Source organism: Reyranella sp. CPCC 100927 (genome assembly GCF_007859315.1).
In the GTDB taxonomy this organism is placed as follows: domain Bacteria; phylum Pseudomonadota; class Alphaproteobacteria; order Reyranellales; family Reyranellaceae; genus Vineibacter.
Map to the genome: position 1 here is coordinate 322786 of NZ_VOHA01000004.1, position 23025 is coordinate 345810.

General features: G+C 64.0%; 22 protein-coding genes. 14 read left to right on the forward strand and 8 right to left on the reverse strand.

What is annotated here, in order from left to right:
* Nucleotide 1 precedes the first annotated feature (1 nt).
* Nucleotides 2-1615: an ABC transporter substrate-binding protein gene (locus FQU96_RS14330; protein ID WP_146542176.1), complete on the reverse strand. Its 1614-nt coding sequence runs from the start codon at nucleotides 1613-1615 to the stop codon at nucleotides 2-4.
* A gap of 163 nt (nucleotides 1616-1778) precedes the next feature.
* Between FQU96_RS14330 and FQU96_RS14335 the strand changes: the two genes are divergently transcribed.
* Together FQU96_RS14335 and FQU96_RS14340 are read left to right on the forward strand one after the other, a co-directional pair.
* A complete protein-coding gene (locus tag FQU96_RS14335; protein ID WP_146541954.1) occupies nucleotides 1779-2705 on the forward strand; it encodes a LysR family transcriptional regulator in 927 nt (308 codons plus the stop codon).
* 63 nt (nucleotides 2706-2768) lie between these two features.
* Nucleotides 2769-3689 carry an NAD(P)-dependent oxidoreductase gene (locus FQU96_RS14340; RefSeq protein ID WP_146541955.1) on the forward strand — a complete coding sequence of 307 codons (921 nt, stop codon included), beginning with the start codon at nucleotides 2769-2771 and terminating at the stop codon, nucleotides 3687-3689.
* A 30-nt stretch (nucleotides 3690-3719) separates the two neighbouring features.
* Here FQU96_RS14340 and FQU96_RS14345 read toward each other — a convergent pair whose 3' ends face one another.
* Nucleotides 3720-4454, reverse strand: a complete 735-nt coding sequence (locus FQU96_RS14345; protein WP_178130509.1) for an SH3 domain-containing protein — start codon at nucleotides 4452-4454, stop codon at nucleotides 3720-3722.
* Nucleotides 4455-4575: 121 nt separating this feature from the next.
* On the opposite strand from FQU96_RS14345, the gene FQU96_RS14350 reads away from it, so the two are divergent.
* Nucleotides 4576-5541, forward strand: coding sequence for a hypothetical protein (locus tag FQU96_RS14350; protein WP_146541957.1), 966 nt, complete (start codon nucleotides 4576-4578; stop codon nucleotides 5539-5541).
* On the opposite strand, the gene FQU96_RS14355 is transcribed toward FQU96_RS14350, so the two are convergent.
* Complete coding sequence (locus FQU96_RS14355) at nucleotides 5528-6154, reverse strand: TetR/AcrR family transcriptional regulator (protein WP_146541958.1); 627 nt, start codon at nucleotides 6152-6154, stop codon at nucleotides 5528-5530. The genes FQU96_RS14350 and FQU96_RS14355 overlap by 14 nt on opposite strands.
* Before the next feature lie 111 nt (nucleotides 6155-6265).
* On the opposite strand from FQU96_RS14355, the gene FQU96_RS14360 reads away from it, so the two are divergent.
* The gene (locus tag FQU96_RS14360; RefSeq protein ID WP_146541959.1) at nucleotides 6266-7525 is read left to right on the forward strand and encodes an MFS transporter; all 1260 of its coding nucleotides are present in this window, start codon (nucleotides 6266-6268) and stop codon (nucleotides 7523-7525) included.
* Nucleotides 7526-7535: 10 nt separating this feature from the next.
* Here FQU96_RS14360 and FQU96_RS14365 read toward each other — a convergent pair whose 3' ends face one another.
* Nucleotides 7536-8519, reverse strand: coding sequence for a hypothetical protein (locus FQU96_RS14365; RefSeq protein WP_146541960.1), 984 nt, complete (start codon nucleotides 8517-8519; stop codon nucleotides 7536-7538).
* Between the two features lie 143 nt (nucleotides 8520-8662).
* Between FQU96_RS14365 and FQU96_RS14370 the strand changes: the two genes are divergently transcribed.
* Nucleotides 8663-9055: a VOC family protein gene (locus tag FQU96_RS14370; protein WP_146541961.1), complete on the forward strand. Its 393-nt coding sequence runs from the start codon at nucleotides 8663-8665 to the stop codon at nucleotides 9053-9055.
* Nucleotides 9056-9064: 9 nt separating this feature from the next.
* Here FQU96_RS14370 and FQU96_RS42650 read toward each other — a convergent pair whose 3' ends face one another.
* Nucleotides 9065-9376, reverse strand: a complete 312-nt coding sequence (locus tag FQU96_RS42650) for a hypothetical protein (RefSeq protein ID WP_255468205.1) — start codon at nucleotides 9374-9376, stop codon at nucleotides 9065-9067.
* Between the two features lie 711 nt (nucleotides 9377-10087).
* On the opposite strand from FQU96_RS42650, the gene FQU96_RS14380 reads away from it, so the two are divergent.
* The 4 genes from FQU96_RS14380 to FQU96_RS14395 all read left to right on the forward strand — a co-directional run bounded on the left by FQU96_RS14380 (nucleotide 10088) and on the right by FQU96_RS14395 (nucleotide 14084).
* On the forward strand, nucleotides 10088-11179 hold the full coding sequence (locus FQU96_RS14380) for an LLM class flavin-dependent oxidoreductase (protein WP_178130525.1): 1092 nt from the start codon (nucleotides 10088-10090) through the stop codon (nucleotides 11177-11179).
* A 219-nt stretch (nucleotides 11180-11398) separates the two neighbouring features.
* Entirely contained in the window at nucleotides 11399-12271 is an 873-nt protein-coding gene (locus tag FQU96_RS14385) for an ABC transporter permease subunit (RefSeq protein ID WP_146541963.1), read from the forward strand.
* The gene (locus tag FQU96_RS14390) at nucleotides 12238-13017 is read left to right on the forward strand and encodes an ABC transporter ATP-binding protein (RefSeq protein WP_146541964.1); all 780 of its coding nucleotides are present in this window, start codon (nucleotides 12238-12240) and stop codon (nucleotides 13015-13017) included. The genes FQU96_RS14385 and FQU96_RS14390 overlap by 34 nt, the downstream gene beginning before the upstream one ends.
* A 65-nt stretch (nucleotides 13018-13082) precedes the next feature.
* Complete coding sequence (locus FQU96_RS14395) at nucleotides 13083-14084, forward strand: NrtA/SsuA/CpmA family ABC transporter substrate-binding protein (RefSeq protein WP_146541965.1); 1002 nt, start codon at nucleotides 13083-13085, stop codon at nucleotides 14082-14084.
* 29 nt (nucleotides 14085-14113) lie between these two features.
* On the opposite strand, the gene FQU96_RS14400 is transcribed toward FQU96_RS14395, so the two are convergent.
* Nucleotides 14114-14623, reverse strand: coding sequence for an Lrp/AsnC family transcriptional regulator (locus tag FQU96_RS14400; protein WP_146541966.1), 510 nt, complete (start codon nucleotides 14621-14623; stop codon nucleotides 14114-14116).
* A 225-nt stretch (nucleotides 14624-14848) separates the two neighbouring features.
* On the opposite strand from FQU96_RS14400, the gene FQU96_RS14405 reads away from it, so the two are divergent.
* The 5 genes from FQU96_RS14405 to FQU96_RS14425 all read left to right on the forward strand — a co-directional run bounded on the left by FQU96_RS14405 (nucleotide 14849) and on the right by FQU96_RS14425 (nucleotide 19927).
* Entirely contained in the window at nucleotides 14849-15571 is a 723-nt protein-coding gene (locus tag FQU96_RS14405) for an iron-containing redox enzyme family protein (protein WP_146541967.1), read from the forward strand.
* A gap of 20 nt (nucleotides 15572-15591) precedes the next feature.
* The gene (locus FQU96_RS14410) at nucleotides 15592-16548 is read left to right on the forward strand and encodes a DMT family transporter (protein WP_146541968.1); all 957 of its coding nucleotides are present in this window, start codon (nucleotides 15592-15594) and stop codon (nucleotides 16546-16548) included.
* Nucleotides 16548-17792, forward strand: a complete 1245-nt coding sequence (locus FQU96_RS14415) for an amidohydrolase family protein (RefSeq protein ID WP_146541969.1) — start codon at nucleotides 16548-16550, stop codon at nucleotides 17790-17792. The genes FQU96_RS14410 and FQU96_RS14415 overlap by 1 nt, the downstream gene beginning before the upstream one ends.
* A gap of 16 nt (nucleotides 17793-17808) precedes the next feature.
* The gene (locus tag FQU96_RS14420; protein ID WP_146541970.1) at nucleotides 17809-19233 is read left to right on the forward strand and encodes an MFS transporter; all 1425 of its coding nucleotides are present in this window, start codon (nucleotides 17809-17811) and stop codon (nucleotides 19231-19233) included.
* 100 nt (nucleotides 19234-19333) lie between these two features.
* Nucleotides 19334-19927 carry an alpha-isopropylmalate synthase regulatory domain-containing protein gene (locus FQU96_RS14425; protein ID WP_218574717.1) on the forward strand — a complete coding sequence of 198 codons (594 nt, stop codon included), beginning with the start codon at nucleotides 19334-19336 and terminating at the stop codon, nucleotides 19925-19927.
* On the opposite strand, the gene FQU96_RS14430 is transcribed toward FQU96_RS14425, so the two are convergent.
* Both FQU96_RS14430 and FQU96_RS14435 read right to left on the reverse strand, forming a co-directional pair.
* Nucleotides 19906-22203: a hypothetical protein gene (locus FQU96_RS14430; protein WP_146541972.1), complete on the reverse strand. Its 2298-nt coding sequence runs from the start codon at nucleotides 22201-22203 to the stop codon at nucleotides 19906-19908. The two genes, FQU96_RS14425 and FQU96_RS14430, sit on opposite strands and share 22 nt — an antisense overlap.
* Entirely contained in the window at nucleotides 22200-23000 is an 801-nt protein-coding gene (locus FQU96_RS14435; RefSeq protein WP_146541973.1) for a CbbQ/NirQ/NorQ/GpvN family protein, read from the reverse strand. Before FQU96_RS14435 ends, FQU96_RS14430 begins: the two co-directional genes overlap by 4 nt.
* Between the last annotated feature and the right edge of the window lie 25 nt (nucleotides 23001-23025).

A 23025-nucleotide genomic window follows, 5' to 3' on the forward strand; every position in this document is an offset into this window, starting at 1 on the left:
GTCAGTCGACGGACATCGTCGTGAAGTCGATGAACCAGCTCCGCGGCTGCACGACGCCTTTGATCTTCGGGGAGAGTGCCCGCGGACTGACGTCGTGTGCGATGAAAAGGAACGGTGCCTCATCGACGATGCGTGCGTGCAGCACGGCAAGCGCACGATCGCGCTGTTCCGGTTCGAAAGCCGTCCGCGCCTTTGCGAGGAGGACATCAATGTCGGGATTGCTGAAATAGCCCCAGTTGTTCGACACCGGCGGAAAGGCCTTGCTGCTGACGAAGCGCGCCATCGCGAGGAAGGGGTCGGTGGTTGCGATACTGACATTGATGGCGGCGGCGCCATTGGCGCTGGGGTCCTTGGCACCCAGGCGCCAATTGGAGAAGAGCGTGTTCCATTCCATGACGTCGAACTGCACGTCGAAGAAGCAGGCCTTCAGGTTCTGCTGGATGAATTCATTCATCGGCAGCGGCTGCATCTGGCCTGAGCCGGACGCCGAGATCTGGACTCTGATCCTGGCCGGTTTGACCTGGGCGTAGCCGGCCTCGATCATCAGCTTCCGGGCGGCCGCCGGATCATACCTGACCTGGAATGTCGGCTCGCCGCGCCAGGGATGCCCAGGACTCACAATGCCCGTTGATTCAGCCATCAAGCCGCTAAGCAGTTCCTTGAGGGCGGCGCGATCGACGCAGAGATTGGCGGCATGGCGCAGCCTTCTGTCGGCGAAGGGTGAACCGGGCTGCATGGCGAATTGCCAGGGCCAGAGATGCGGCTGCAGATTCGTGTAGAGCGTGAAGCCACGTTTCTTGATGGCGTCGACCGCATCCGGCGCCGGCGCCTCGATCCAGTCGACCTGACCGGAGAGCAGGGCGGCCGTGCGCGCGCTGCTCTCCGGCAAGGGCAGCATCACGAGGCGGTCAACTTTCGGGCGTCGCGTCGCGTCCCAGTATTCGGGGTTGCGGACGATCTCCAAGCGTTCGCGCGGCACGAACTTGGCTGCCCTGAACGGGCCAGTACCGGAAAAGTCGGCTGCGAAGGCCGTCCAGGCAGCTTTGCTGCGTTCGGCCTTGTCGGTGATGCCAGCGGGCACAGCGGCGAACTTCTTTTCCCAGTGAGCAGGCGATGCCATGTAGAGGTTGATGAGGTTGATCGGCAGGAACGAGTCCGGCTCGGACGTCGTGATCTCGACAGTCAGATCGTCGATCTTCCGTGCCGAACGAAGCGTCGGCATCCGCGAGAGCGTGGCACCGATCTGTGCCGGGTCGTACTGGGGCGCATCCTTGCGCAGCACCTTGTCAACGTTCCAGACCACGGCATCGGCATCGAAGGCTGAACCGTCGTGGAACCGGACGCCGGGGCGCAGGGTGAAAATCCATTTCGTGGGATCGGTCGGGTCGACGTTCCAAGTCAGCGCCAGGCCGGGGATCATCTCGCTGGCCTTGCTGGTCGAGCTTAGATCCCACTGCGTGAGGCTGTCGTAGATCGTGATGCCGGTGAAGCGATTGCCTTCATATCCCTGGTCGGGCTGGCCCGACGTGCGCGGAATATCGGCCGCCGTCATGCCGATCCGTATGACTTTCTCCTGAGCGAACGCCGCCGTACTGAGCGATGACAGCAGTGCCATTCGAAAGACTGCCAGCAGGGATGACCGGATCTTGAGTCGCACGTTTCTGCCTCCCTTGATGCGCTTCTCGTGTGCGCTGGCCGCTGACGTAGCGACCGCGTCATTCGCGAACAATCAAAATAATGAATGGGAATTATTCGGAAAAACTGCATAATGAGGGACCATGCAGATCAACTTCAATCTCCTGCGTACGTTCCTGCTTGTCGCTGACAACGGCAGCTTCCGGGACGCCTCGGAAATGGTTCATCGGTCCCAATCGGCCGTCAGCGCGCAGATCAAATTGCTGGAGCGGCAAGTCGGCGCGGAGCTGTTTCACAGGACCACGCGCAGCGTGAAGCTCACGCGGGCCGGGCAACAGTTGTTCGATTCAGCGCGACGCGGATTGCGTGAAGTCGACGCAGGAATCCGCGAGATCCAGGAAACGATCGCCATGCAGATCGGTCGTGTATCGCTGGCCTCGACGCCTGTCGCGGCGGCAACGCTGCTGCCACCGGTTCTCGCGGCATTTGAGAAGGACTACCCCGCCGTCCGGATATTCGTGAAGGAACTGCCCTCGACGGACCTTTACGCCAGCGTGCTGCGGGGCGATGTCGATTTCGGGATCGCACCGCAAGTCGAGGCACAGGACTTCGACTTCGAGCCGGTGCTGCAGGAGGATATCATTGCCCTGGTCCCGCGCAGCCTGATGCCGGCCGATACGGACAGGATCGGACTCAAGGATCTTTCGAAGATGCCGGTCTTGATGCAGGACAACGCGACGTCGCTGCGCTTGCTGTTGGACCAGGCCGCGGAACGCGCCGGAATCACGCTGACATCGAAATATGAATGTTTCCAGGCCCAGACTCTGATCGCGATGGTAGACATGCAACTGGGAGCGGCGATCCTGCCGAAGTCCATCGTACCGTCGAAGCCGTCCAAGAGAATGCAGGCACTGCGGATCGTATCGCCAACGCTCACGCGAACGGTCGGACTGGTCACAGTGCGAGGGCAAAGGTTTTCGCCCACTGCCGACCGCCTGGCACAAGTGGTCCGGGCTGTTGCGCCGCGTGCGCTGTCGCGGGCTGCCCGCGCCCATCAAAGCCGTGAATAATTTATACGTTCGCTTTTCCGGCCAGCGCCGCCAGAATGCCGGCCTGTTTCGGGTGGGCGTGGCATGCGGTTGTTGCTGACAGGATCCTCGGGGTGGCTGGGCCAGACGCTGGCGCCGCGGCTGCAGGCGTTGGGCCATGACGTCGTCGGTCTCGACCCGGTACCGTCGGCCCACACAGCAATCGTCGGGTCCGTCGCCGACCGTGAGGTCGTGCGGTCGGCCTTTGGCGGGGGCCGGATCCAGGCCGTCATTCACGCCGGCGCCCTGCACAAACCGCACATCGAGCGTTATACGGCCAGCGATTTCATCGCCACCAATGTCACGGGCACCTTGAACCTGCTGGAAGAGTCGATCGCGCACGGCGTCGAGCGCTTCGTCTTCACCTCCACGACGTCATTGATGATCTCGAGGCGCATCCGGGCTGGCCGGGCAGGGGGCGCGCGTCAGGCCGAGTGGATGACGGAGGAGATGTCGCCGCAGCCGCGCAACATCTACGGCGTCAGCAAGCTCTCGGCCGAACACCTCTGCCGCCTCTACCACGAGCAGTCGAAGCTGCCTGTCGTCGTGCTGCGGACCGGTCGATTTTTCCCCGAAGCCGACGACATGGCACATGTAATCAAGCAATCGGACGCCAACACCAAAGCCAACGAGCTGCTGTTCCGGCGCCTGACTGTCGCCGATGCCGCGGAGGCGCATGTCGTCGCGCTCGACAAAGCGCCAGACGTCGGCTTCGACATCTTCATCATTTCGGCGCCGCCGCCATTCTCGCGCGACGATCGCGCGGCGCTGATCGACGACGCGCCCGCCGTGGTGGCACGCTACTTCCCCGACTATCCGCAGATATACGCTCGGCTGGGCTGGACGATGTTCGACAGCATCGACCGCATCTACGACCCGTCGCACGCCGCACGGCGCCTGGGGTTCACCTGCCGCACCAGCTTCAGCGAACTGCTCGCGGAACTGCGGGCTACGGGACAGGGGTGAGAGAGGGGCCCGCCCTGCTCCTGCCGGACGCTACTGGCAGTCGAAGCGGAAGAAGCGGGCGGCTGTACCCTCCTGGAGTTGCGCCAGGCGCAGCGTCTTGGTCTGCAGGTCAAGGTGCCATTGGCCGTCGCGGGCATCCACCGCCTTGCCCCAGGCCAGCGTGCCGCCGAAGCGCTCACCCTGGGGGCCCATCATCTGCCAGATCATGGCCGGTGCGACCGGACCAGCCGATTCGGGTGCCGATGGCTTGACGGTGATCGTCACCTGCATCGTTTCGCGTGGCGGATAGCTCTGGTGCGTTACCGCGCCGTCCGGCTCGACTTTGACAATCACGGCGCCGGCTGCCGTACAGGTGAACGCGAGGCTGCCGGCCTCTGTTGGCGGTGGTGATGGCGGCGGTGACGACGATTGCGGCAGTGGCACAGCGGTGGCCGCTGGTGCTGTCGCCTCGGCGTCCGCTTTCAGGAAGCGGCCGGAGACCCAGCCTTCGACGCTCTTGTAGCGGATGCGGCACCAGCGCTGCCGTGGGGTCTCGCCGCGACAGCCCAGGTTGACCAAGCCGCGGGCATCGTGCGGCACCGTGCCCACGGGTTCGCCGGCGCTCGAGGGCTGATCGCGCACAGTCAGTGTCTTGCCGGCGCTGACACCGGAAACTGTCCAGCGCTCCGGGTTGGTGCCCTGGGCCACGGCCGGCACCGGCGCGCTGGCGGCGACCGCCGCAAGCACGCAAGAAATCAGGGCGATCGGGAAGGGACGATACCGCATGCATTCGTCATTACCGCATTGCCGGCGCAACGTCATGGGGTCACCGCCTGTCCTTCAAGTGAAGGACGCGGTGCTCCTCCCGGCGCTTTAGCATGTGTGACGCATCGATCCGGAGGCGACGATGGCTCACTTGGTTCCTAATCCTCCTCCCAGGGACTATCATGTCCCGAGGCTGACACACTTTACGGTCGCATCGAGGCTCGGCGTCGCGACCGTCCTGGCGTGGGGCCTTCCTGCGGATGCGACAGATGCTCAGTATGCGGTCGGTCCGTCGACATCCGATGGGATGGCGTATTGGACGGAGTCCTCGATTGCCAATGGACCGTACCCCAATCTGAAGAAATTCACTGTAAAGGGGCTGTCCAAAAACGACCAGATCGCCCTTTTCATCAAAGGCGGTACACCTAACGAGCCCAAATGGGTTCGGTTTTCTGAGTTCGTCAAGATTGACGCGATATCAAGCGACCATTGGGCCGAACGACAGCGCTTGGGGCGTTTGGACTCTTACAAAGGCAACAGTTACATCCAGTTCTATCCGTTTGGCTCACTGCAGCGGCAGACCCCTCTCTCTGAAGACGCCTGGCAGGCCGGCGTCATCGAGGCACTCGACAAGATGAGCAAGGTCATCGTGGGAGGTGGACTTCTGGCCCTGATCGACAAGCCGGTGATCATTTATCCTTGGATACCGTCGCACAAGAACGCGAACTCCGCGGTGCGCTTCACGGCGCAGGATTGGACAGGCGACAATCCAGGCGAAAGCGCCGACGAAGTCATCTTTCACGAACTGGCCCACGTGGTGGAAAATCGTCAAACGCCATACGTCGATTTGCAGGGATTCAAGTTCAGCGAGACCGACTTTCTGTCGGTGAACGCGACCAACGTGTACTCATGCCTGCGAGGACGAGGCCTGAGGAAAGATCACCGCGATATCAATGACAACTACCTGCCAGAAAAATACTTCAAGGCCCCAAAGTTGCACTATGACGACTTCAAAGCCAACTATGTAATAGCCAAGGCAAATAGTATTAATCTTTACAGTATCCTTGCAAGGAACTCCAAGCTGTGGAACCCTTTTATCTTCTCGTGAGGTCGCTCCCAGCGCCCCTGCTGCTCTGGGAGCGCAGGCCGTCGAGCAGGGCGTTCAGCGCACGCACTGCCTTCTTCGAGGCGCCGACGGGGTCATCGGCATGAGCAATCCACTGCGCGGCGTGTACCGTGGCGCCGTTGATCAGCCGGGCCGCGGCCTCGGGATCGATGGCGATGAGGGCGTCTTGATCGATCAGCTGCTGCAGGCTGGCGGTCATCGAGCGGATGCAGGCACTTTGCGTCGGCCATTGCCAGGGATCACCCAGGGCGGCCGGGCCGTCGCGCAACACGATACGCTGGATTTCCGGCTCCAGCGCCATCTCGATATAGGCGGTGCATTCATCGACGAAACCCTGCCAGGGATTGGCGGCCCGTGCTGAAACGGCACTCAGCCGTATCGACATCTCGGCATCGATCTGGGCGATGACGGCCTCCAGCAGGCCCTTCTTGTCGCCGAAATGATGGTAGAGGGCACCGCGGGTCAGGCCGGCGGCGGCCGTGAAATCGTCCATCGATGCAGCGGCGTAACCGACCGTGCCGAAGGCCTGCCGCGCGGCGGCCAGCAGCTTGGCGCGGGTTTCGACGATCATCTCGCTGCGCGGTTTGCGCGCCATGCACCTTCCTTTCACATACGTCCCGTATGCTACTTGACATACGCGGCGTATGCAATTACCTGCACACACATACGTTGCGTATGTCAGTGAATCAAGAGCAGGAGCGCCCCGGTGCCCAACCCCTATGGCGAGATCTTCAAGGCTCCCGGCGCCAAGCGCTTCTCCGCCGCCGGCTTTGTCGCCCGCATGCCGCTGTCGATGACAACGATCGGCATCGTCACCATGTTGTCCCAGACGCACGGCGAGTACTGGCTGGCGGGCGCCGTCTCGGCGACGTTTGCCCTCGCCAACGCCGCGCTGGCGCCGCAGATTTCCCGCCTGGTCGACCGCTACGGGCAGAGCCGGGTCCTGGTGCCGGCGACGGTCATTGCCGTGGCTGGCTTGGTAGCGCTCATGCTGGCGACCCGGTACCGCCTGCCATCGCCGATCTTGTTCCTGACCGCGGCCGTCGCGGGCGTCATGCCCAGCATGGTCGCCATGGTGCGCGCCCGCTGGGTGGCGCTCTACCGTGACACACCCCAGTTGCGCACCGCATTTGCCTTCGAGTCGGTGGTGGACGAGGTCATCTTCATCCTCGGCCCCATCACCGCGATCGGGCTGAGCGTTGCGGTGTTTCCCGAGGCGGGGCCGCTGGCTGCCACGGTGTTGCTGACGGTCGGTACAGCCCTGTTTGCGGCCCAGAGGGCGACCGAGCCGCCGATCCACCCACCGCGGACGGCTGGCGGCGGCGCCGTCATCGGCCTGGGTGCGGTGCAGACGGTGGCGCTGGCCTTCGCGGCGATGGGCTCGATCTTCGGCACGGCGGAGGTGACCGCTGTCGCTTTCGCCGAGGCGCACGGCGAGAAGGCGGCGGCCAGCCTCGTGCTGGCTGCCTACGCTGCCGGCTCGATGATTGCCGGCCTGGTCTTCGGTACGCTGACGATCACGCTGCCGCTGGCACGCCAGTTCTTCGCTGCCATCACGCTGGCCGCGGTGATGACCTGGCCGCTGCTGATGGTCGACAGCATCCCGACATTGGCGCTGGTGCTGTTTCTCAACGGCGCCAGCATCGCGCCCATGGTCATCATCATGATGGGGTTGATCGAGCGTCTGGTGCCGGCATCACAGCTCACCGAAGGCATGACCTGGGGCATGACCGGCGTCGGCATCGGCCTCGCCATCGGCTCCTCCGTGTCCGGCTGGGTGATCGACAACTTCGGCGCTGCCAACGGCTTCTGGGTGTCGGTGGCGTCGGGCATGGCGGCGCTGGCCGTGGCCGTGATCGGCTACCGCACGCTCAACGTGCCGGCGGCCGCGGCGGAGCGCCCGGTCGCGGCTCCAGGTCATTCCGCGCGTGCGACGGGCGATGCCGTTCAGCGGTGCTCGGGTTGAACGCTCTGGACTACGGGATCACCACCTCGGTGAGGTTGTAGTGGCGGTGGTGGTGTTTGAATGCCATCGAGACCAGCCCGGACAGGCGTACGTTGACCGTATGCTTTTGCGCCACGTGGCTGGCGGTGAACAGCAGAGCACTTACCGTCGGCATACCGAGAGTCATGTCGATGAATGACCTGGGCGCCTGTCGGTTGAAGGCCGTCGCTAGCGCTTTTCCGAAGCCGGTCCATGCCATCGTGCGCCGCGCGCGGGCGACGGGCAGGGTGCCGAGCTGCTGTAGTGCGCGGGTGAAGATATCGGTGCGTTGCACGCGGCTGACGGGAGCAAGCGGCGGCGGCGCATTGAACGGTTTCACCTGGCCAAGAGCAGCTGCGATGCGGTCGCTCAGTGCGGTGGAGCCGGCCGCCGCCTCGCTTTCAAGATCCTTGAACATCCGGTCGGCATCACGGTCACGGTCCGGCGCTGCGATGTCGAATTCACGTAGCAAACAGATCATTCCCTTGGCCTGCTGCACGAGCTTGTTGGCCAACCCGCTGGCGAAGGGCGGCGCGTGCTTGAAGCGGCGAACGTCGATCATGCCCAGCAGGGACAGCTGCGGATCCCACGGCAGGATGAACTCGCCGGCGTCGAACTCGATGTTCAGGGCTCCCGGCGATGCGAAGCGTGACGGCGGAAGGACGAACTGCTGAACAGGTTTCTCGTGCCGCTCGCCCGTGTAGGGGTTGACCAGCCGCACCGTGAAGGGATTTGCGATCAGGTTGACGCCGCCGGTAACGACGACCTCGAACGTGCCATCGTCCTTGGTGAGGGCACTGGCTACAAGCGATGTCGCTCCGGGCCCCGAGGGCAGTTGAAGATGGATTTCGACGAGTGTTTCGCGCGGCGCGGGGAACGCGTAGCCCGAGCCGTCCGGCAGACAGCGCGCCCGGCCTTTGACGACCCACGTAATCTGAGGACGCGGTCCGGTCTGAACCCTGGGATCTATGACCAATCGGCTTCTCGTGTCGTGAGGCCTGAACCCATCATGTCGATCATCATATTCGGTGCCGGCCGTGCTGGCGCATAAGTCTTGCTGATCAGCTCGATAAGGTGTCCTTTGAGGAACACGGCGCAAACCTGCGTACAGAGGTGTCCATGATCGATCGCATTGACCATCTCGTCATGAATTGCCGCGACGTCGAGACCATGGCGTCGTGGTACGAACGGGCACTCGGCTTCGAGCGCGAAGCGTACGGATCGGACGGCCGGCTGGCGCTGAAATTCGGGCGTCAGAAAATCAATCTGCGTCCGACAGGAACGGCTGGTTGGATAACGGGCGCGGTGGATGCACCGGGCTCCCTCGACTTCTGTTTCATCACCGAGGGCGAACTTGATCCTGTCGTTTCACGCTGGCGGCAGGCCGGAATTGCGATCATGGAGGGACCGGTCACACGAACCGGCGCGCTGGGGCCGATGACCTCGATCTATTGTCGTGATCCCGACGGCAATCTGGTCGAAGTTTCGACCTACACGAGCGCACGGCGCTGAACGGCGACGTCACTCGCAATCGAAGCGGAAGAAGCGGGCAGCGATGCCTTCCTGCGGCTGCACCATGCGCAGCGTCTTGTTTTCCAGATCAAGGCGCCAATGACCCTCGCGCGCATCGACAGCTTTGCCCCACACGAGCGTGCCGTCGAAACGCTCGCCCTGCTGGCCTACCATCTGCGAGACCGTGGCGGTTGTCGCCGGGCCGGCCGACTCGGGTGCGGCCGGTTTGACGGTGATCGTCAACCGTGTCTTGTCGCGCGCCGGATAGCTCTGGTTGGCGATGGTGCCGTCCTTGTCGACCGTGATGATGATCGTGCTCACCGCCGCACACGTGAAGACAAGGGCATCTGAGCCGGTTGGTGCCTTGGATGTCGGCGGTGGTGATGCCGGGGCGGCATTTGCCACCGGCTCGGCGGGCGCCGCGGGACCCGGTGGCGACCGTGGTATCGCAGGGGCAGCTTCGGTTGCTGGTGCGGGAGTTGCCGCTGCCGCGGGTGGCGTGGTGGGAGACGCGGGCGCGGCGGGGGGCTCGGATGGAGCGGATGGCCTTGCCGGTGTTGGCGCCGCAGCCTGTTGCTCGGGGTCTTCCTTCAGGAAACTGGCAGAGACCCAGCCCTCGATCTTCTTGTAGCGCACGCGACACCAACGCCGCTGTTCGGCCGGTTTGTCAGGATCCTCGCGACACTCGAGGCTGGCCAGACCGCGCGCGTCGCCCGGGATGACGCCGACCGCTTTTCCCCTGGGTGATGGTTGGGCCCGCATCACCAGGGTCTTGCCGGCGTTGACGCCAGTGACAGCCCAGCGTTCGGGAGCACTACCTTGGGCCACTGCCGGTGAAGCCATGCAGAACAGCACGCCGGCGTATGCAACAAGTGGGGGAGCGATCGGAAAGGCACGCATGGAAACGTCATTACCTGATGATGCGGCTTCGGGTCGAGGAATCCTGTCCTTGGTCTTAAGGATTTCTAATTTGTCGATCACGGATCAACCCGCCAGCTTCTGCCGCCGCGCAGGGGTGCCCAGATGGAGGATATGGAGTTGGTGACGCCACGGATGCGCTTCGGGATCTGGGCCCTGGTTCATGGCAGTCGCGCCGCGCTGCAGGATCCGGACGAACCCTATGATGCATCGTGGGTGCGCAATCGCGATCTCATCCTCGAGGCGGAAGCGCTGGGTTTCGATTCGACGCTGGTGGCGCAGCACACGATCAATCCGCACAAGCCCGATCTCGCCCAGCTCGAGGCCTGGACGGCATCGGCCGCGATCGCTGCGCTCACCAGTCGGATCGAAATCATCACCGCCATCAAGCCGCTTCTGTACCATCCGGCAGTGCTGGCCAAGATGGCCATGCAGATCGAGGAAATCAGCGGCGGCCGGTTCGCCATCAACCTGGTGAACGCCTGGAACAAGCCGGAGCTGGAACGTGCCGGCATACCGTTTCCACCCCACGACGAGCGCTATGCCTATGGCCACGAATGGCTGCAGGTGGTGGAACCGCTGCTGCGTGGCGAAGCCGTCACTTTCGAAGGCCGGCATTTCCAGTTGGACGGTTATGCCTTGCGTCCGGCCGGCATCCATCGATCGCGGCCGCGGATCTATGTTGGCGGCGAATCGGAGCCGGCGCGTGCCTTGGTCGCTGACAAGGGTGATGTCTGGTTCATCAACGGGCAGCCGCTGGCTGATGTGCAGGCCCTGATTGCTGACGTCGCCCGGCGGCCGCGTGATGGGGCACCGCCGCTGCGTTTCGGCCTGTCCGCTTTCGTGATCGCGCGCCCGACGGACGAGGAAGCCCACGCGGCACTGCAGCACCTTGCCGCGCTGGCCGAGAAGGATACGGCACTGCGTGCCGTGCAGAAAACCAACACCGATCCGGAGTCGGTGATGGCCAAGACCATGGCGAGATTCCCGCGCGTCGGCAGCAACGGGGGCACCGGCGCCGGACTGGTGGGCAGCTACGACACTGTTGCTTCCCGCATTCTTGCCTTCCACGACGCCGGCATTGAAACGTTCATGCTCCAGTTCCAGCCGTTCGAAGCGGAGATGCGTCGCTTCGCCGCCGAGATCATGCCGCGGGTCCGGCCCTCGGTGGCCGCACCGCGACGCGTGCGGCGGGCTCGGTCATAGATGAGATCACCACCGTCATCTCGAGGGCAGCAAGGATGACAGTGGCGGCCCTTAAGAAATACTAGAGCGGCACGTCAGAAATTCTTGGTTGTCCGGCATTGACGTCTTCACGAGATTGCCTGTCGTCGCGACGCGCGGCGGCAATCGTTCGGTCGTGCCCCTCATTTGCTCGCGATCTGGGGCGATCTGGCGCGGTGTGATTGTGAGGAGAGTGCGAGCATGTCCAGTGGAGCAACAGGCGCGGTTGTCGCGGTGCGCACGCCGGTGGGGGCGGCGACTGCCGGCCGCCAGCCACGGGTTGGTGTGCGCACGCTGGCACTGAGCCGGCGTGCGCTGATCCTGATCTCGTGGATCGTGCCGTTTGTCGTGGTCGGCCTGTGGGAGATCCTGGCCCGTTCCGGTGTGCTGTCGGCGCACGTGCTGCCAGCACCCAGCAAGGTGCTGGGCACGGCTGTCGGCCTCGTTCGTGATGGCAAACTGATCGGCGACATGGGCATCAGCCTGCTGCGGGCCGCCACGGGCTTTGCGATCGGTGGCAGCATCGGTTTTGCGCTCGGTACGCTGGTCGGCTTCTCACGGCTGGCCGAAGCGTTTCTCGACCGCACCATCCAGATGATCCGTGCCATTCCGTTTCTCGCCATCCTGCCGCTGGTCATCGTGTGGTTCGGTGTCGACGAGGGCGGCAAGATCTTCCTCGTTTCGCTGGGCGTGATGTTCCCGATCTACATCAACACCGTTCTGGGTATTCGCCAGGTCGATCCCAAGCTGGTCGAACTGGGTCGCGTCGCCGGCCTTAGCGATTGGGGTGTGGTGCGCCATATCATCCTGCCCGGGGCGCTGCCGTCCATACTGGCCGGTATCCGTTACGCGCTGGCGATTTCATGGCTTGCCCTTGTGGTGGCCGAGACGATCGCCACCAGCTCCGGCATCGGGTTCCTGGCCATGGATGCGCGTGAGTTCCTGCGCATCGACGTGATCGTGCTGGCGATCGTGATTTATGCCGGAGTCGGCGTGCTGTCCGATGCCATCGCCCGCGCACTCGAGCGCCGGCTGTTGTCATGGCACCCCAACTATGCAGGAGCCAAGCGGTGAGTGCTGTCGACATAACTGCTGATGCACCCGCGGTCGTCGTGAGCGGTCTGCGGCGCGCCTATGGCGAGCGCGTGGTGATCGACGGGCTTGACCTGCGCATCCACCGTGGTGAGTTCGTAGCACTGCTGGGCGAAAGCGGCTGTGGCAAGACCACTTTGCTGCGGGCGCTCGCCGGCCTCGACGCCGTCGACAGCGGCCAGATCGATGGACCGGCGCAGCCGGCTGTCGTGTTCCAGGAACACCGCCTGCTGCCGTGGTACTCGCTCTGGCGCAATGTCGCGCTGGGGTTGGATGACACGGCTGGACGCGCCGCGGCCCAGGCGGCGCTCAGCGAGGTTGGCCTCGGCGATCGTCTGGAAGACTGGCCGCGTAACCTGTCGGGTGGCCAGGCCCAGCGCGTGGCGCTGGCCCGTGCGCTGGTACGCGAGCCGCGCCTGTTGCTGCTGGACGAGCCATTCGCTGCGCTCGATGCGCTGACGCGGATCCGGATGCATGATCTGGTCAAGCAGCTGGTGGCGACGCATCGGCCGGGTGTGCTGCTGGTCACGCATGACGTCGATGAGGCCATCGCCTTGGCGCATCGCGCGCTGGTCATGCGCGACGGTGTGATCGCCCGCGAGTATGCGGTGTCCCGCGCCGCCAATACCAATCGCTCGCATCCCGAGGCTGTCGCTTTGCGCGATACCCTGCTGGCCGACCTCGGTGTTGCCTCGGGTGATGCACACACGCGGGCACGGGCTGCCTGATGACAGGGATGACGGGGCGCACGGGCAGGGCGCTCCGATCTCGTGAAAAATTCAAGGGGTGTTTCATGTCTGACTTCGCGCTGTCTCGCCGTCGTTTCCTCGCCACGTCAGCCGTTGCCGCTGGCGGCGCCGGCGCCTTCACCGCGCAGGCCCAGACGCCGCCGGCCAAGGGCAAAAGCCGGACCACCGATACCGTACGCCTGACCTATGGTCGTGGTGGGTTGCCACTGCAGGCCAAGGAGCGCGGCGCGTTCGAGAAGATCCTGGCGCAGGACGGCATCAAGGTGCAGTGGATCGGGCCGTTCCCCAACCATGCACCGTCATTGCAGGCGGTGACAGGCGGCAGTGCCGATTTCGGGTTCTGGGGCAGCTCGACGCCGGCGCTGGCCGCCATCATCGCCGGCTCGCCACTGATCTTCACGCATTTTGCGCTCTACGAGCCGCGCAGCACGGCGATCATCGCCAAGGACGATTCCGGTATCCACGCGGTCAAGGACCTTGTCGGCAAGTCGGTGGCGGTGAACCGGTCGGGCCTCGGCGAGTTCCTGCTGGTGGCGGCACTCGAGAAGCACGGCATCGACCGCAAGAAGGTGAAGTTCGTCTATCTCAACCCGCCTGACGCCGGGCCGGCTTTCGCGCAGGGCAAGATCGATGCCTGGTCGATGTGGTCGCCGGGCGTCGACATCGCGCGCACCGAGTACAAGGCCCACGACATCTTCTTCGAAGGCAGGGACCTCGATTTCTTCATCGACTTCTCATCGCTGCTCACCACCCGCAAGTTCAGCGAGGAGAACGCCGACCTCGTGCGCGCCGTGATTGCTGCCTACGCCGCGGAGGCGAAATGGGTGACCGACAACCCGTTCGAGGCCGAGGTGATCGCCCAGAAAGAGGCCAACTACAGCGACAAGGTGCGCGACCATCTGGTATCATACAAGCGGCGCTACCAACTTTATGACGTGTACGACGAGAAGTTCCTGAAGGACTTCCAGTTCGCCGCCGACTGGCTGTCGGAACGCAACATCCTGCCGCAGAAGGTCAAGGTCACCGACTACCTCGCCCGGCTCTGATAGAGGAACCGGTATGTCGACCGTTCACGTTACTGGATGTACTTGAGCGGAAGGCTGGTCGTATATTTGATCTGATCCAGCGCATAGCTCGAGCGAATGCGCGCGATGCCGGGAATGCCGGTGATATGGTCCAGCAGGAACTGGCGATAGGTCGGCAGGTCGGGCAGTACCATGTGCAGCAGATAGTCAGCATCAGATCCCGTGATCAGGTAGCACTCGATCACCTCCGGCAGGTCGACAACGGCAGCTTCGAAGGCCTTCAGGGAGGCTTCGTTCTGCCGCTCCAGCGAGATGATCGTGAAGATGTTCAGGCGCAGCCCGAGCGCCTGCGGATCGAGCAGGGCGACCGTGCGCCGAATCGGTCCTTCCTCATGCAAGCGGTGGACGCGGCGCAAGCATGGCGACGGCGACAAGCCGATATGCTCCGCCAACTCCGCATTGGTCTCTGCCGCGTTGCGCTGCAGCCGCTCCAGAATCTTGCGATCGAATTCGTCCAGCCCGTTTCCGAGCGGGTCGCGTTTGGGCTTACCTGAAAGCATCAGTACCTCGCAATTTTGGTCTCACACGACGCCTCGTCGCGACACAGGATTGCGCTCCGTGCACCATTTGAAGGTCAGAACGCACGGATTATTCTAGAGCCATATCATATAATTGCTGCAACCAAAAGATGCATTTCGATGCATCGTGGTTCGGCATTTCGCAACCAACCGACGCAATTCGGTGCCGATTCATCATGACGATCAACGGGTTGATGAGGATTCGCTATGACAACTCTTGCGAGCAGACTGCAGGCCATCCGCAGCCACCGTGCCGTCAACAATCCTTTCTATGATGCCTGGACGTCCAAACGTTTTACCGGAGAGCAGCTTCGGGTGTTCGCCGCGAATTACGGGTCCTGGGTGCGCTCGTTTCCTGACAGCCTGGCGGCCCTGGTTCAGGCGACGTCGGATATAGAAGCCAAAGTCGAGTACAGCAAAACGCTGCACTCGGAACTGGGTTACGGCAATCCAACCAAGGCGCACTCCGTTCTGCTCGACGCTTTCCTGATCGCGCTGGCCAAACGCCTGGGCGTTGAGGATGACGTCAGACAGGCACTGGCCGGCTCCGGCGCGCTGCCATCCACGCAAGCCCTGATCGATGGCGAACTGCGGCTCTATGGGCACGCCGATCGGCGGCTGGCGGTCGGTGCGCAGCTTGCGCTGGAGTGGCAGGCGTACACCATGCTGCGCAAGCTCTACGAAGGGGCACGCAACTACGCGCAGCTATGGCAAGACGAGGACGAGTTCCACGAGGACTGTGAATATTTCTATGCGCATATCGGAGCAGCGGAGAAGGATCACAAGGTCGAGTCACTGCGTGGCGCCGAGAAATACATGTCGCGTGAGGGTGATCTCGACCACGTCCTGGCGGGTTACGACGAACATCTGACGCTCATTGCCGATCTGTGGTTCGGCATTGCCGACAAGGCCGGCGTGTATCGGCATTGAGTTCAGAGCCAACTCCCTCCATGACCGGGCCGACGCCGTTTTACGTCGGCCCGCTGTTGGTGGGGGGTGCCGCCATTCTCTGGGGCACGGTCGGCATCGCCTCCAAGACGCTCTACGGTCTCGACAACATCAGCCCGCTCGCTCTGGGCTTCTTTCGTTTGGCGATATCCGTGCCGTTGCTGCTGGTGTGGCGCTGGCGTGCTTTCGAGAAATGGCCGTTCGGCTTTCACGGCCGGGATGCCGTCATTCTCGTTTCGATCGGTGTCGCCATGGCAGCATATCAGATCTGCTATTTTCAAGCTGTTGCCGAGATTGGCGTCGTCCTTACGACGTTCATGACGATCTGTTCCGCACCGGTCCTGATCGCGGCGCTGTCGATCGTCGTTCTGGGGGAGCGGCTGACGGGCCCGGCCGCGATCGCTCTGTGTCTTGGCTTGGCCGGCACAGCGCTGCTGATCGACGTTCGCGGGGATCGGCTCGTGAATGCCAACACGGCCGGCATGGCGTGGGCGGCAGGTTCTGCGTTGGCGTACTCGCTCTTCGTGTTGCTGAGCCGGGCACTGGCCAGACACGATCCGGCGAAGATCATCGTCCTGGCCTTTGGCATGGGCGCGCTGGCGCTCCTGCCATTCGCGGCCGGCGCCGGATTGGCGCTCGACTGGTCCGCGTCAGCCTGGGGACTGGTCTTCTATATCGGCCTTATACCGACGGCGGCAGCGTACATGCTCTACTTTCGCGGCATGCGCGACACGCGCGCCATGTCGGCTGGGATCATTGCCTTGCTGGAGCCGATGACGGCCACGGTACTGGCACTTCTGCTGTTCGACGAGCGTGTCAGCAGCGCCGGTGTTGCGGGCATCGGTCTGCTCATCGTGGCCATGCTGATTCTTGCCATCATGCGCTTCAAGCAACCGGCACCGGTCCAAGAACCGGCGGCGGCCGCAAAGACACCGTCCCGATCGATCGAGCAGCAATGATGTCGCACCGTATCCTGATCCGGAACGCACGCCTGCTGGACGTCCGTTGGGAGGCTCCCATTCCCAACGGTGACGTGCTGATCGAGGATGGCGTCATCCGCGAGATATCGCATCGACCGCTCTCCGCCGGCAATGGCGCCGTCATCGACCTCGGTCGGCGGACGCTGATGCCTGGCCTGATCGATGCGCATGTCCATTGCGTTGCGACAACGGTCGATCTCGGGCGCAATGCATGTCTGCCGCATACGCAGGTTGCCCTGTCTGCCGCCAAAATTCTCAAAGGGATGCTGGGCCGTGGTTTTACCACGGTGCGCGATGCCGGTGGCGCCGATTGGCCGATGGTGCAGGCGGTCGAAACCGGTCTCATCGAGGGACCACGTCTATTCATTTCCGGACGGGCGCTGAGCCAGACAGGCGGCCACGGCGATTTTCGCGGCCGACAGGTGGGCGGCGAGCAGGGCTGTTTGTGCTGCCAGTCGTTGGGCAACATTGCGCGGATATGCGATGGGGTCGACGCCGTGCGCGTGGCAGCGCGCGACGAACTGCGCAAGGGCGCGCACCAGATCAAGGTGATGGCCTCTGGTGGCGTCGCATCGCCAACCGATCCGATCGACGGCGTTCAGTATTCCCAGGACGAATTGCAGGCGGTCGTCGACGAGGCGCGATCGGCGAACACGTACGTCATGGCGCATGCCTATACCGGGCGCGCCATAACACGTGCCATCGAAAGCGGCGTTCGAACGATCGAGCACGGCAACCTGATCGACGCGGACGCGGCGCGGATCGTTCGTGAACGCGGCGCTTTTGTGGTGCCGACGCTGGTGACTTACGATGCCATCGCGCGTCGCGGCGCGGCACTGGGCTTTCCCGAGGCCAGTATCGCCAAGCTCGACGATGTCCGGCATGCCGGGCAGGGCGCCATCGATATGCTGCGGAGCCTTGGCGTGAAGATGGGCTTCGGGACCGATCTTCTGGGCGACCTCCACACTGAACAGAATCGCGAGTTCACGCTGCGTGCCGAAGTGTTGCCGGCACGCGACATCATCGCCTCCGCCACCGTCGTGAATGCCGAGATCCTCGGTGTCGGGGCAAAGCTCGGTGTGCTGGAAGTCGGCGCCCATGCCGACCTGATCGGCGTCAGCGGTGATCCGCTCGAGGACATCACCGTGCTGTCCCGGCCCAACGAGACGCTCGCACTCATCATGCGGGGTGGCCGGATCATCAAGAACCAATGCAGCGGATGATGCAGGGAGGCATGCCGTGACAGCCATTTCAAGTCGCCTGGAGCGATTACCGTTCTCACGCCCCCATCGGCGTTTGCTCGCCATGGGGGGACTTGGATACAGCTTCGATGCCATGGATGGCGCGGTGATTGCCTTCGTGCTGCCGATCCTGACGGCGATGTGGTCGTTGACCAGTGTCGAGACGGGCGTCCTCGCCAGCGCCACCTACATCGGATACCTCTTTGGCTCGTTCGCGGCGGGAACAGCGGGCGACCTGATCGGACGGCGCGTGGTGATGATGTGGGCACTGGCGATATATTCGCTGGCGTCGCTGGCCAGCGCCTTTGCCGAGTCCTGGTCGTCATTCTTCTGGCTGAGAGTGATCGCCGGCGTCGGCATCGGGGCGGAAAGTTCGATTATCGCGCCATACCTGGCCGAGTTCGTTGCGGCACGCTACCGCGGCCGCTTTCTGGGCGCGCTGGCCGGCTTCTTCTCGTTTGGCTATGTTGCCGCCGCCTTGCTGGGCTATGCGCTGGTTCCCGCGGCGCCGTGGGGTTGGCAGTTGGTCCTGGTGATCACCGCATTGCCCATCGGCATGCTGCTCTGGTGGCGTCGCTCGCTGCCGGAGTCGCCGCGCTGGCTGGAGATACGTGGCCGCCATGCCGAAGCGGCCGCGGTGGTCGATAAGCTGGAGGCTGAGACACGCCGCGCCGGCGATCAGCCGTCGAGCGAGCCGCCGCAACCGGCCACCGTCGACACGTCCGCGGATGCATCGCCCGGTGTGCGGCCCGCATCCATCATGACCAACCTGGCCGCCTTGTGGTCGGCGGGACTGGCGCGCGTCACGGCGATGATGTGGGTCACTTGGGCCGTGTTCATCTTTTCGTACTACAGCTTCTTCACCTGGATCCCCAGCCTGCTCGTGCAGAGTGGGCTCACGGTGACGCGCAGCTTCACCTATGCGCTTGCCATCTATTGCGCCCAGATCCCCGGATACTTCTCAGGTGCCTATCTCAACGAGCGCATCGGGCGGCGCGCGACGATCGTGACGGGCATGCTTCTGGGCGCGTTGTCGGCTTTGGCACTGTCATTTGCCAGATCGGATGCCCAGGTGACCATTTCCGGCGTCCTGCTGTCGTTGTTCATGAACATGGCGGCTGCCGGTCTCTATGCCTACACGCCCGAGGTCTTTCCAACCTTTGTGCGAGCGACCGGCACCGGTACCGCATCATCGATCGGTCGCATCGGTGCAATATCGGCGCCGATCTTTGTCGGATTCATCTACCCGCTTTACGGGTTTGCCGGCGTTTTTGGCATGACGACGGCTCTCCTGACCATCGGCGCCTTGGCGATTCTGCTGTTCGGACCGAAGACGTTGGGCAAACCGCTGGAGGAGATCGAGCAGGAGGAACTCTCAGCAGATCCGAAAGGCGTGTCGTCCGGCGTCGGCAAAGTGGCGTGAGGTGGCGATGGTCAACACATCAGAACAAAACAGCGAAGCCGGTGATGATGATGTGAAACGCCGGTGTGCAGGCGGCGACAACCCATCGAGTCTGAGGCGCGTGCTCGACCGGATCGGTGTCGGTTTGCGGCCGGACGATGTCACCAGGCTTTTGAGCCTGATCAGGGTGCGCGAGGCCGAGGGCCGCGACTATGACGTGGCCGACGCCTCGCTGGAACTTCTGGCGCGTCGCGAATTGCGCGTGGTGTCCGACTACTTCATGCTGCACAGCTTCCGGGTGATGACCGAACGGCGGTGGAACAGCGGGGGCGAACCCTTCACTGTCTCGGAGGCGACGGTGAAGATCGAGGTTGCCGGGCAGCGCGTGATCGGCGTCAGCGAGGGCAGTGGACCCGTTCACGCGATCGACGCGGCGCTGCGAAAGGCGTTGCTGCCGTACTATGACGCGCTGACGGACATGATCCTCACCGATTTCAGGGTCGGCATCGTCGATTCGAGAGATGGTGCCGCTGCCGTCACACGTGTTCTTGTCGAGAGCGTCGATGGCGCCGGTAACCGCTGGACGACGGTGGGTATCTCGCCCAACGTCATCGACGCCTCGTTCGAGGCGCTGCACGACGCCATCCTCTACAAGCTGTCGCGCGACAATGTAGGGCCGGCCGAAGCATCGGATCAGCGCTTGAGCCGCGCATAGAGTTGCATGAGCTGCGAGGGCAGGGCGACGATGTGCGGGACGCGCAGCGCATATCGCGGGCCGAAGATGCGATCGAGATGCACGCCATCACCCACGCCGAAGGCGAATACGTCCAGGCCCGTGGCACGCAAAGCCTGCGTGGCGCGGCGGGCATCCTCGACCAGGTAGTCCGCATCGAAGATATCGATATCGGCCGGCTCGCCATCGGTCAGTACCAGCAGCACGCGCCGAAACGCACGGCGGGTGGTGAGGCATGCCCCGGCGTGACGCATGGCGGCGCCCAGCCGCGTGGAGAAGCCACCCCGCGCGCCGGCCAGCCGGGCGCGTACCGGTAGATCGAACGGCTCGTCAAAGTCCTTGATCGGCGTGTAGAAAACCTTGTGCCTCCCGTCGGAGCAGAACCCGTGGACGGCGAGCGCGTCGCCGGCGACATCGATGGCGCTGGCGATGACTTCGGCAGTGTCCTTCTCGGCCATCAAGGCGGTGTGGCCATCGCCGTCGGCGTCGTTGGTTGATTCCGAGAGATCGAGCAGCAACAACAGCGCCAGGTCGCGGGGCCCAGGGATGTGGCGCAGGTAGACCCGATGATCCAGCGGCTGGCGGGCCCGGCGATTGATGACGGCAGCGATGCAGGCATCGATGTCGAGGTTTTCACCGTCGCTGCGGCGCTTCTCGCGGATGCGCCGGCCGATCGATGCGGCACGGGCGAGCGCGTCGGCGCGACGTGCCACGTCATCATTCGCCGCCGGTGACGGTGCCAATACGCCCGCCGGTGCGGGCGGCACCTCGACAATGGTCGTCCAGTCCGAGCGGTCGCGTGCCAGCACATGGTCCCATTCGGGGTAGGTTGCGACCGGAATACCCTCCATGCTGGCGGTCGCGGCCGCGCGCGTGCGCCCCACATCGTCGGGCTCCTGTGCTTGATCCGGTGTCGGATCGGGGGCAGGCTCTTCACGGCGCTCGATGCGCGCCGTGTCGACCATCAGGGCGATGTCCTCGATGGCCGCGTCGGGCGCATCGGGAAAATCCCACAGCCCCGTGTTGTCATCGCGATAGACCGGCTCGACGATATGGGTACGGGGATTGAACTGCACGCGCATCTGGCCCAGGTCGTTGCCCAGCAGGCCACCCAAGCTGCGGCTGATCTCCGCGCGGTGCCACTGGTCCTGTGCCTGAGTAAACAAGGTGCGGCCCTTTACGACCCAGCCGTGCTCGTCGTCATAGGCGGGATCAAAGAGCGCACGCGCCAGCCGTGCCATCAACACAGGCGCCGTACCGCCTTGCGGGGATGCCACGTGAAAGGGGTTCCAGAAATGCCGCAGGCCTGGCATGGCGCGCATGGCCAACGCCTCGACCCGCGCGTCCTCGATCAGGGAGACGAGGACGACCTGCAGGGGCTTCAGCGTGCCGATGGCAAAGCGATGGCGCGTATGGGTGAGATGCGCACCCAGATGGGCACCGGCGGCGCGGTACAGTGCCGCGACCGTATCGGCAGGTGCGCCCGCGTATCGCTCCGGGAAGCGCAGCAGCGTGCCGGCAAAAGACGTGCGGCGCTGAGGTGCTGCGCCGGGCGAGAGTGGGGCAGGCCGAATCGGCACCCGCAGACCCCAGAGCGCCGTCATTTGCGCGGCGAGGCGAGGTTCCAGGCAGCGAAAGTCCGATATTGCATCGCCCCGCGCCAGCATCTGCTGTGACAGTGGGTCGTCGAGCGAGAAGTAAGCGCGACGGCGGCTGCGATCTTCGGCCGTCGCACGCAGGCCGCTCATCATCCAGGCGTTGAAGCCGTCGATATCGACGACCGCTAGCAGGTGTTCGAGCCGCGGTGCCAGGAGCGCGACGGTGTCTGGTGCGTCGCGTGACAGCCGTTCCAGCGAGGCCAGCAGTCGGGTGACATCCTGCGAATCGCCGGCGCGCCGGATCCAGGCCGGCAAGGTCGCCAAAAGGTATCGCGCGGCTGAACCGCCCGCCTCGCGACCGATTGCGGCGATGGAGCGGCCGGCCATGGCCAGTTGCGTGACAGGACGTTCGTGCGGCCATGTTTCGGAGAGTCGCAGGAATGCCAACAGGGTGGGCTTGCCGAGATTGCTCTCGACCAGGCCAAGCAAGGCCTCTTCCCAGGCGCCGTGCTCAAGGGCGCCGCCGCGCGCGTCCAGCGATCGTTCAGCGGCTTCGTGGGCGCGAGCAAGATCGGGACGACTGTCGAATAGTGCCGTGATGCGACGCGCGGCGCGTACGCCGCTCAATGAGGCAATGCCCGCGGTGCTCCGTCGCGTCATGCGGCGCAGGCCAGGACCGCGTCGCGCAGAGCTTCGCGCAACTGCGCATCATCGGTCAGGGGGACGACGAGCGCGGCATCGCATGCCTGCGAGAGGGGGATGCCGCGACCCATCAACCGCGCGGCATTGACCAGCATGCGGGTCGAGGCGCCCTCATCCAGGCCGTGGCCCTTGAGATGGCGACTGCGCTCGGCGATGGCAACCAGGGTCATTGCGATTTCGGCCGCGATCCGGGCTTCGCGGCCCACGATCTCGGCCTCGACGTCGGGTGCCGGATAGCGGAAGTCGATGGCGGCGAAACGCTGCTTGGTCGATTCCTTGAGATCCTTGATGACGCTCTGGTAGCCCGGGTTGTACGAGATCACCAGCTGGAAGTCGGGATGGGCCGGGATCAGCTCGCCGCGCTTCTCCAGGGGCAGGATGCGCCTGTCATCCGTCAGCGGGTGGATGACGACTGTCGTGTCCTGGCGCGCCTCGACAATTTCGTCGAGATAGCAGATCGCGCCGGCTCGTACGGCGGTGGCCAGCGGCCCGTCATGCCAGGTCGTACCGTCGGCATCGAGCAGCCAGCGGCCGACCAGATCAGACGCCGTCATGTCCTCATGGCAGGCGACGGTGATCAGGGGTTGTTTCAAGCGCCAGGCCATGTGCTCGACAAAGCGCGTCTTGCCGCACCCGGTCGGCCCTTTTAGCATCATCGGCATGCGCGTGGCGTACGCAGCGTCAAACAGCGCGATCTCGTCACCGAGCGGCCGGTAGTAGGGCTCGGTCGTGATGCGATAAGCGTCGAGCGTCATGGAGTGTACTCCACTACAGACCCTT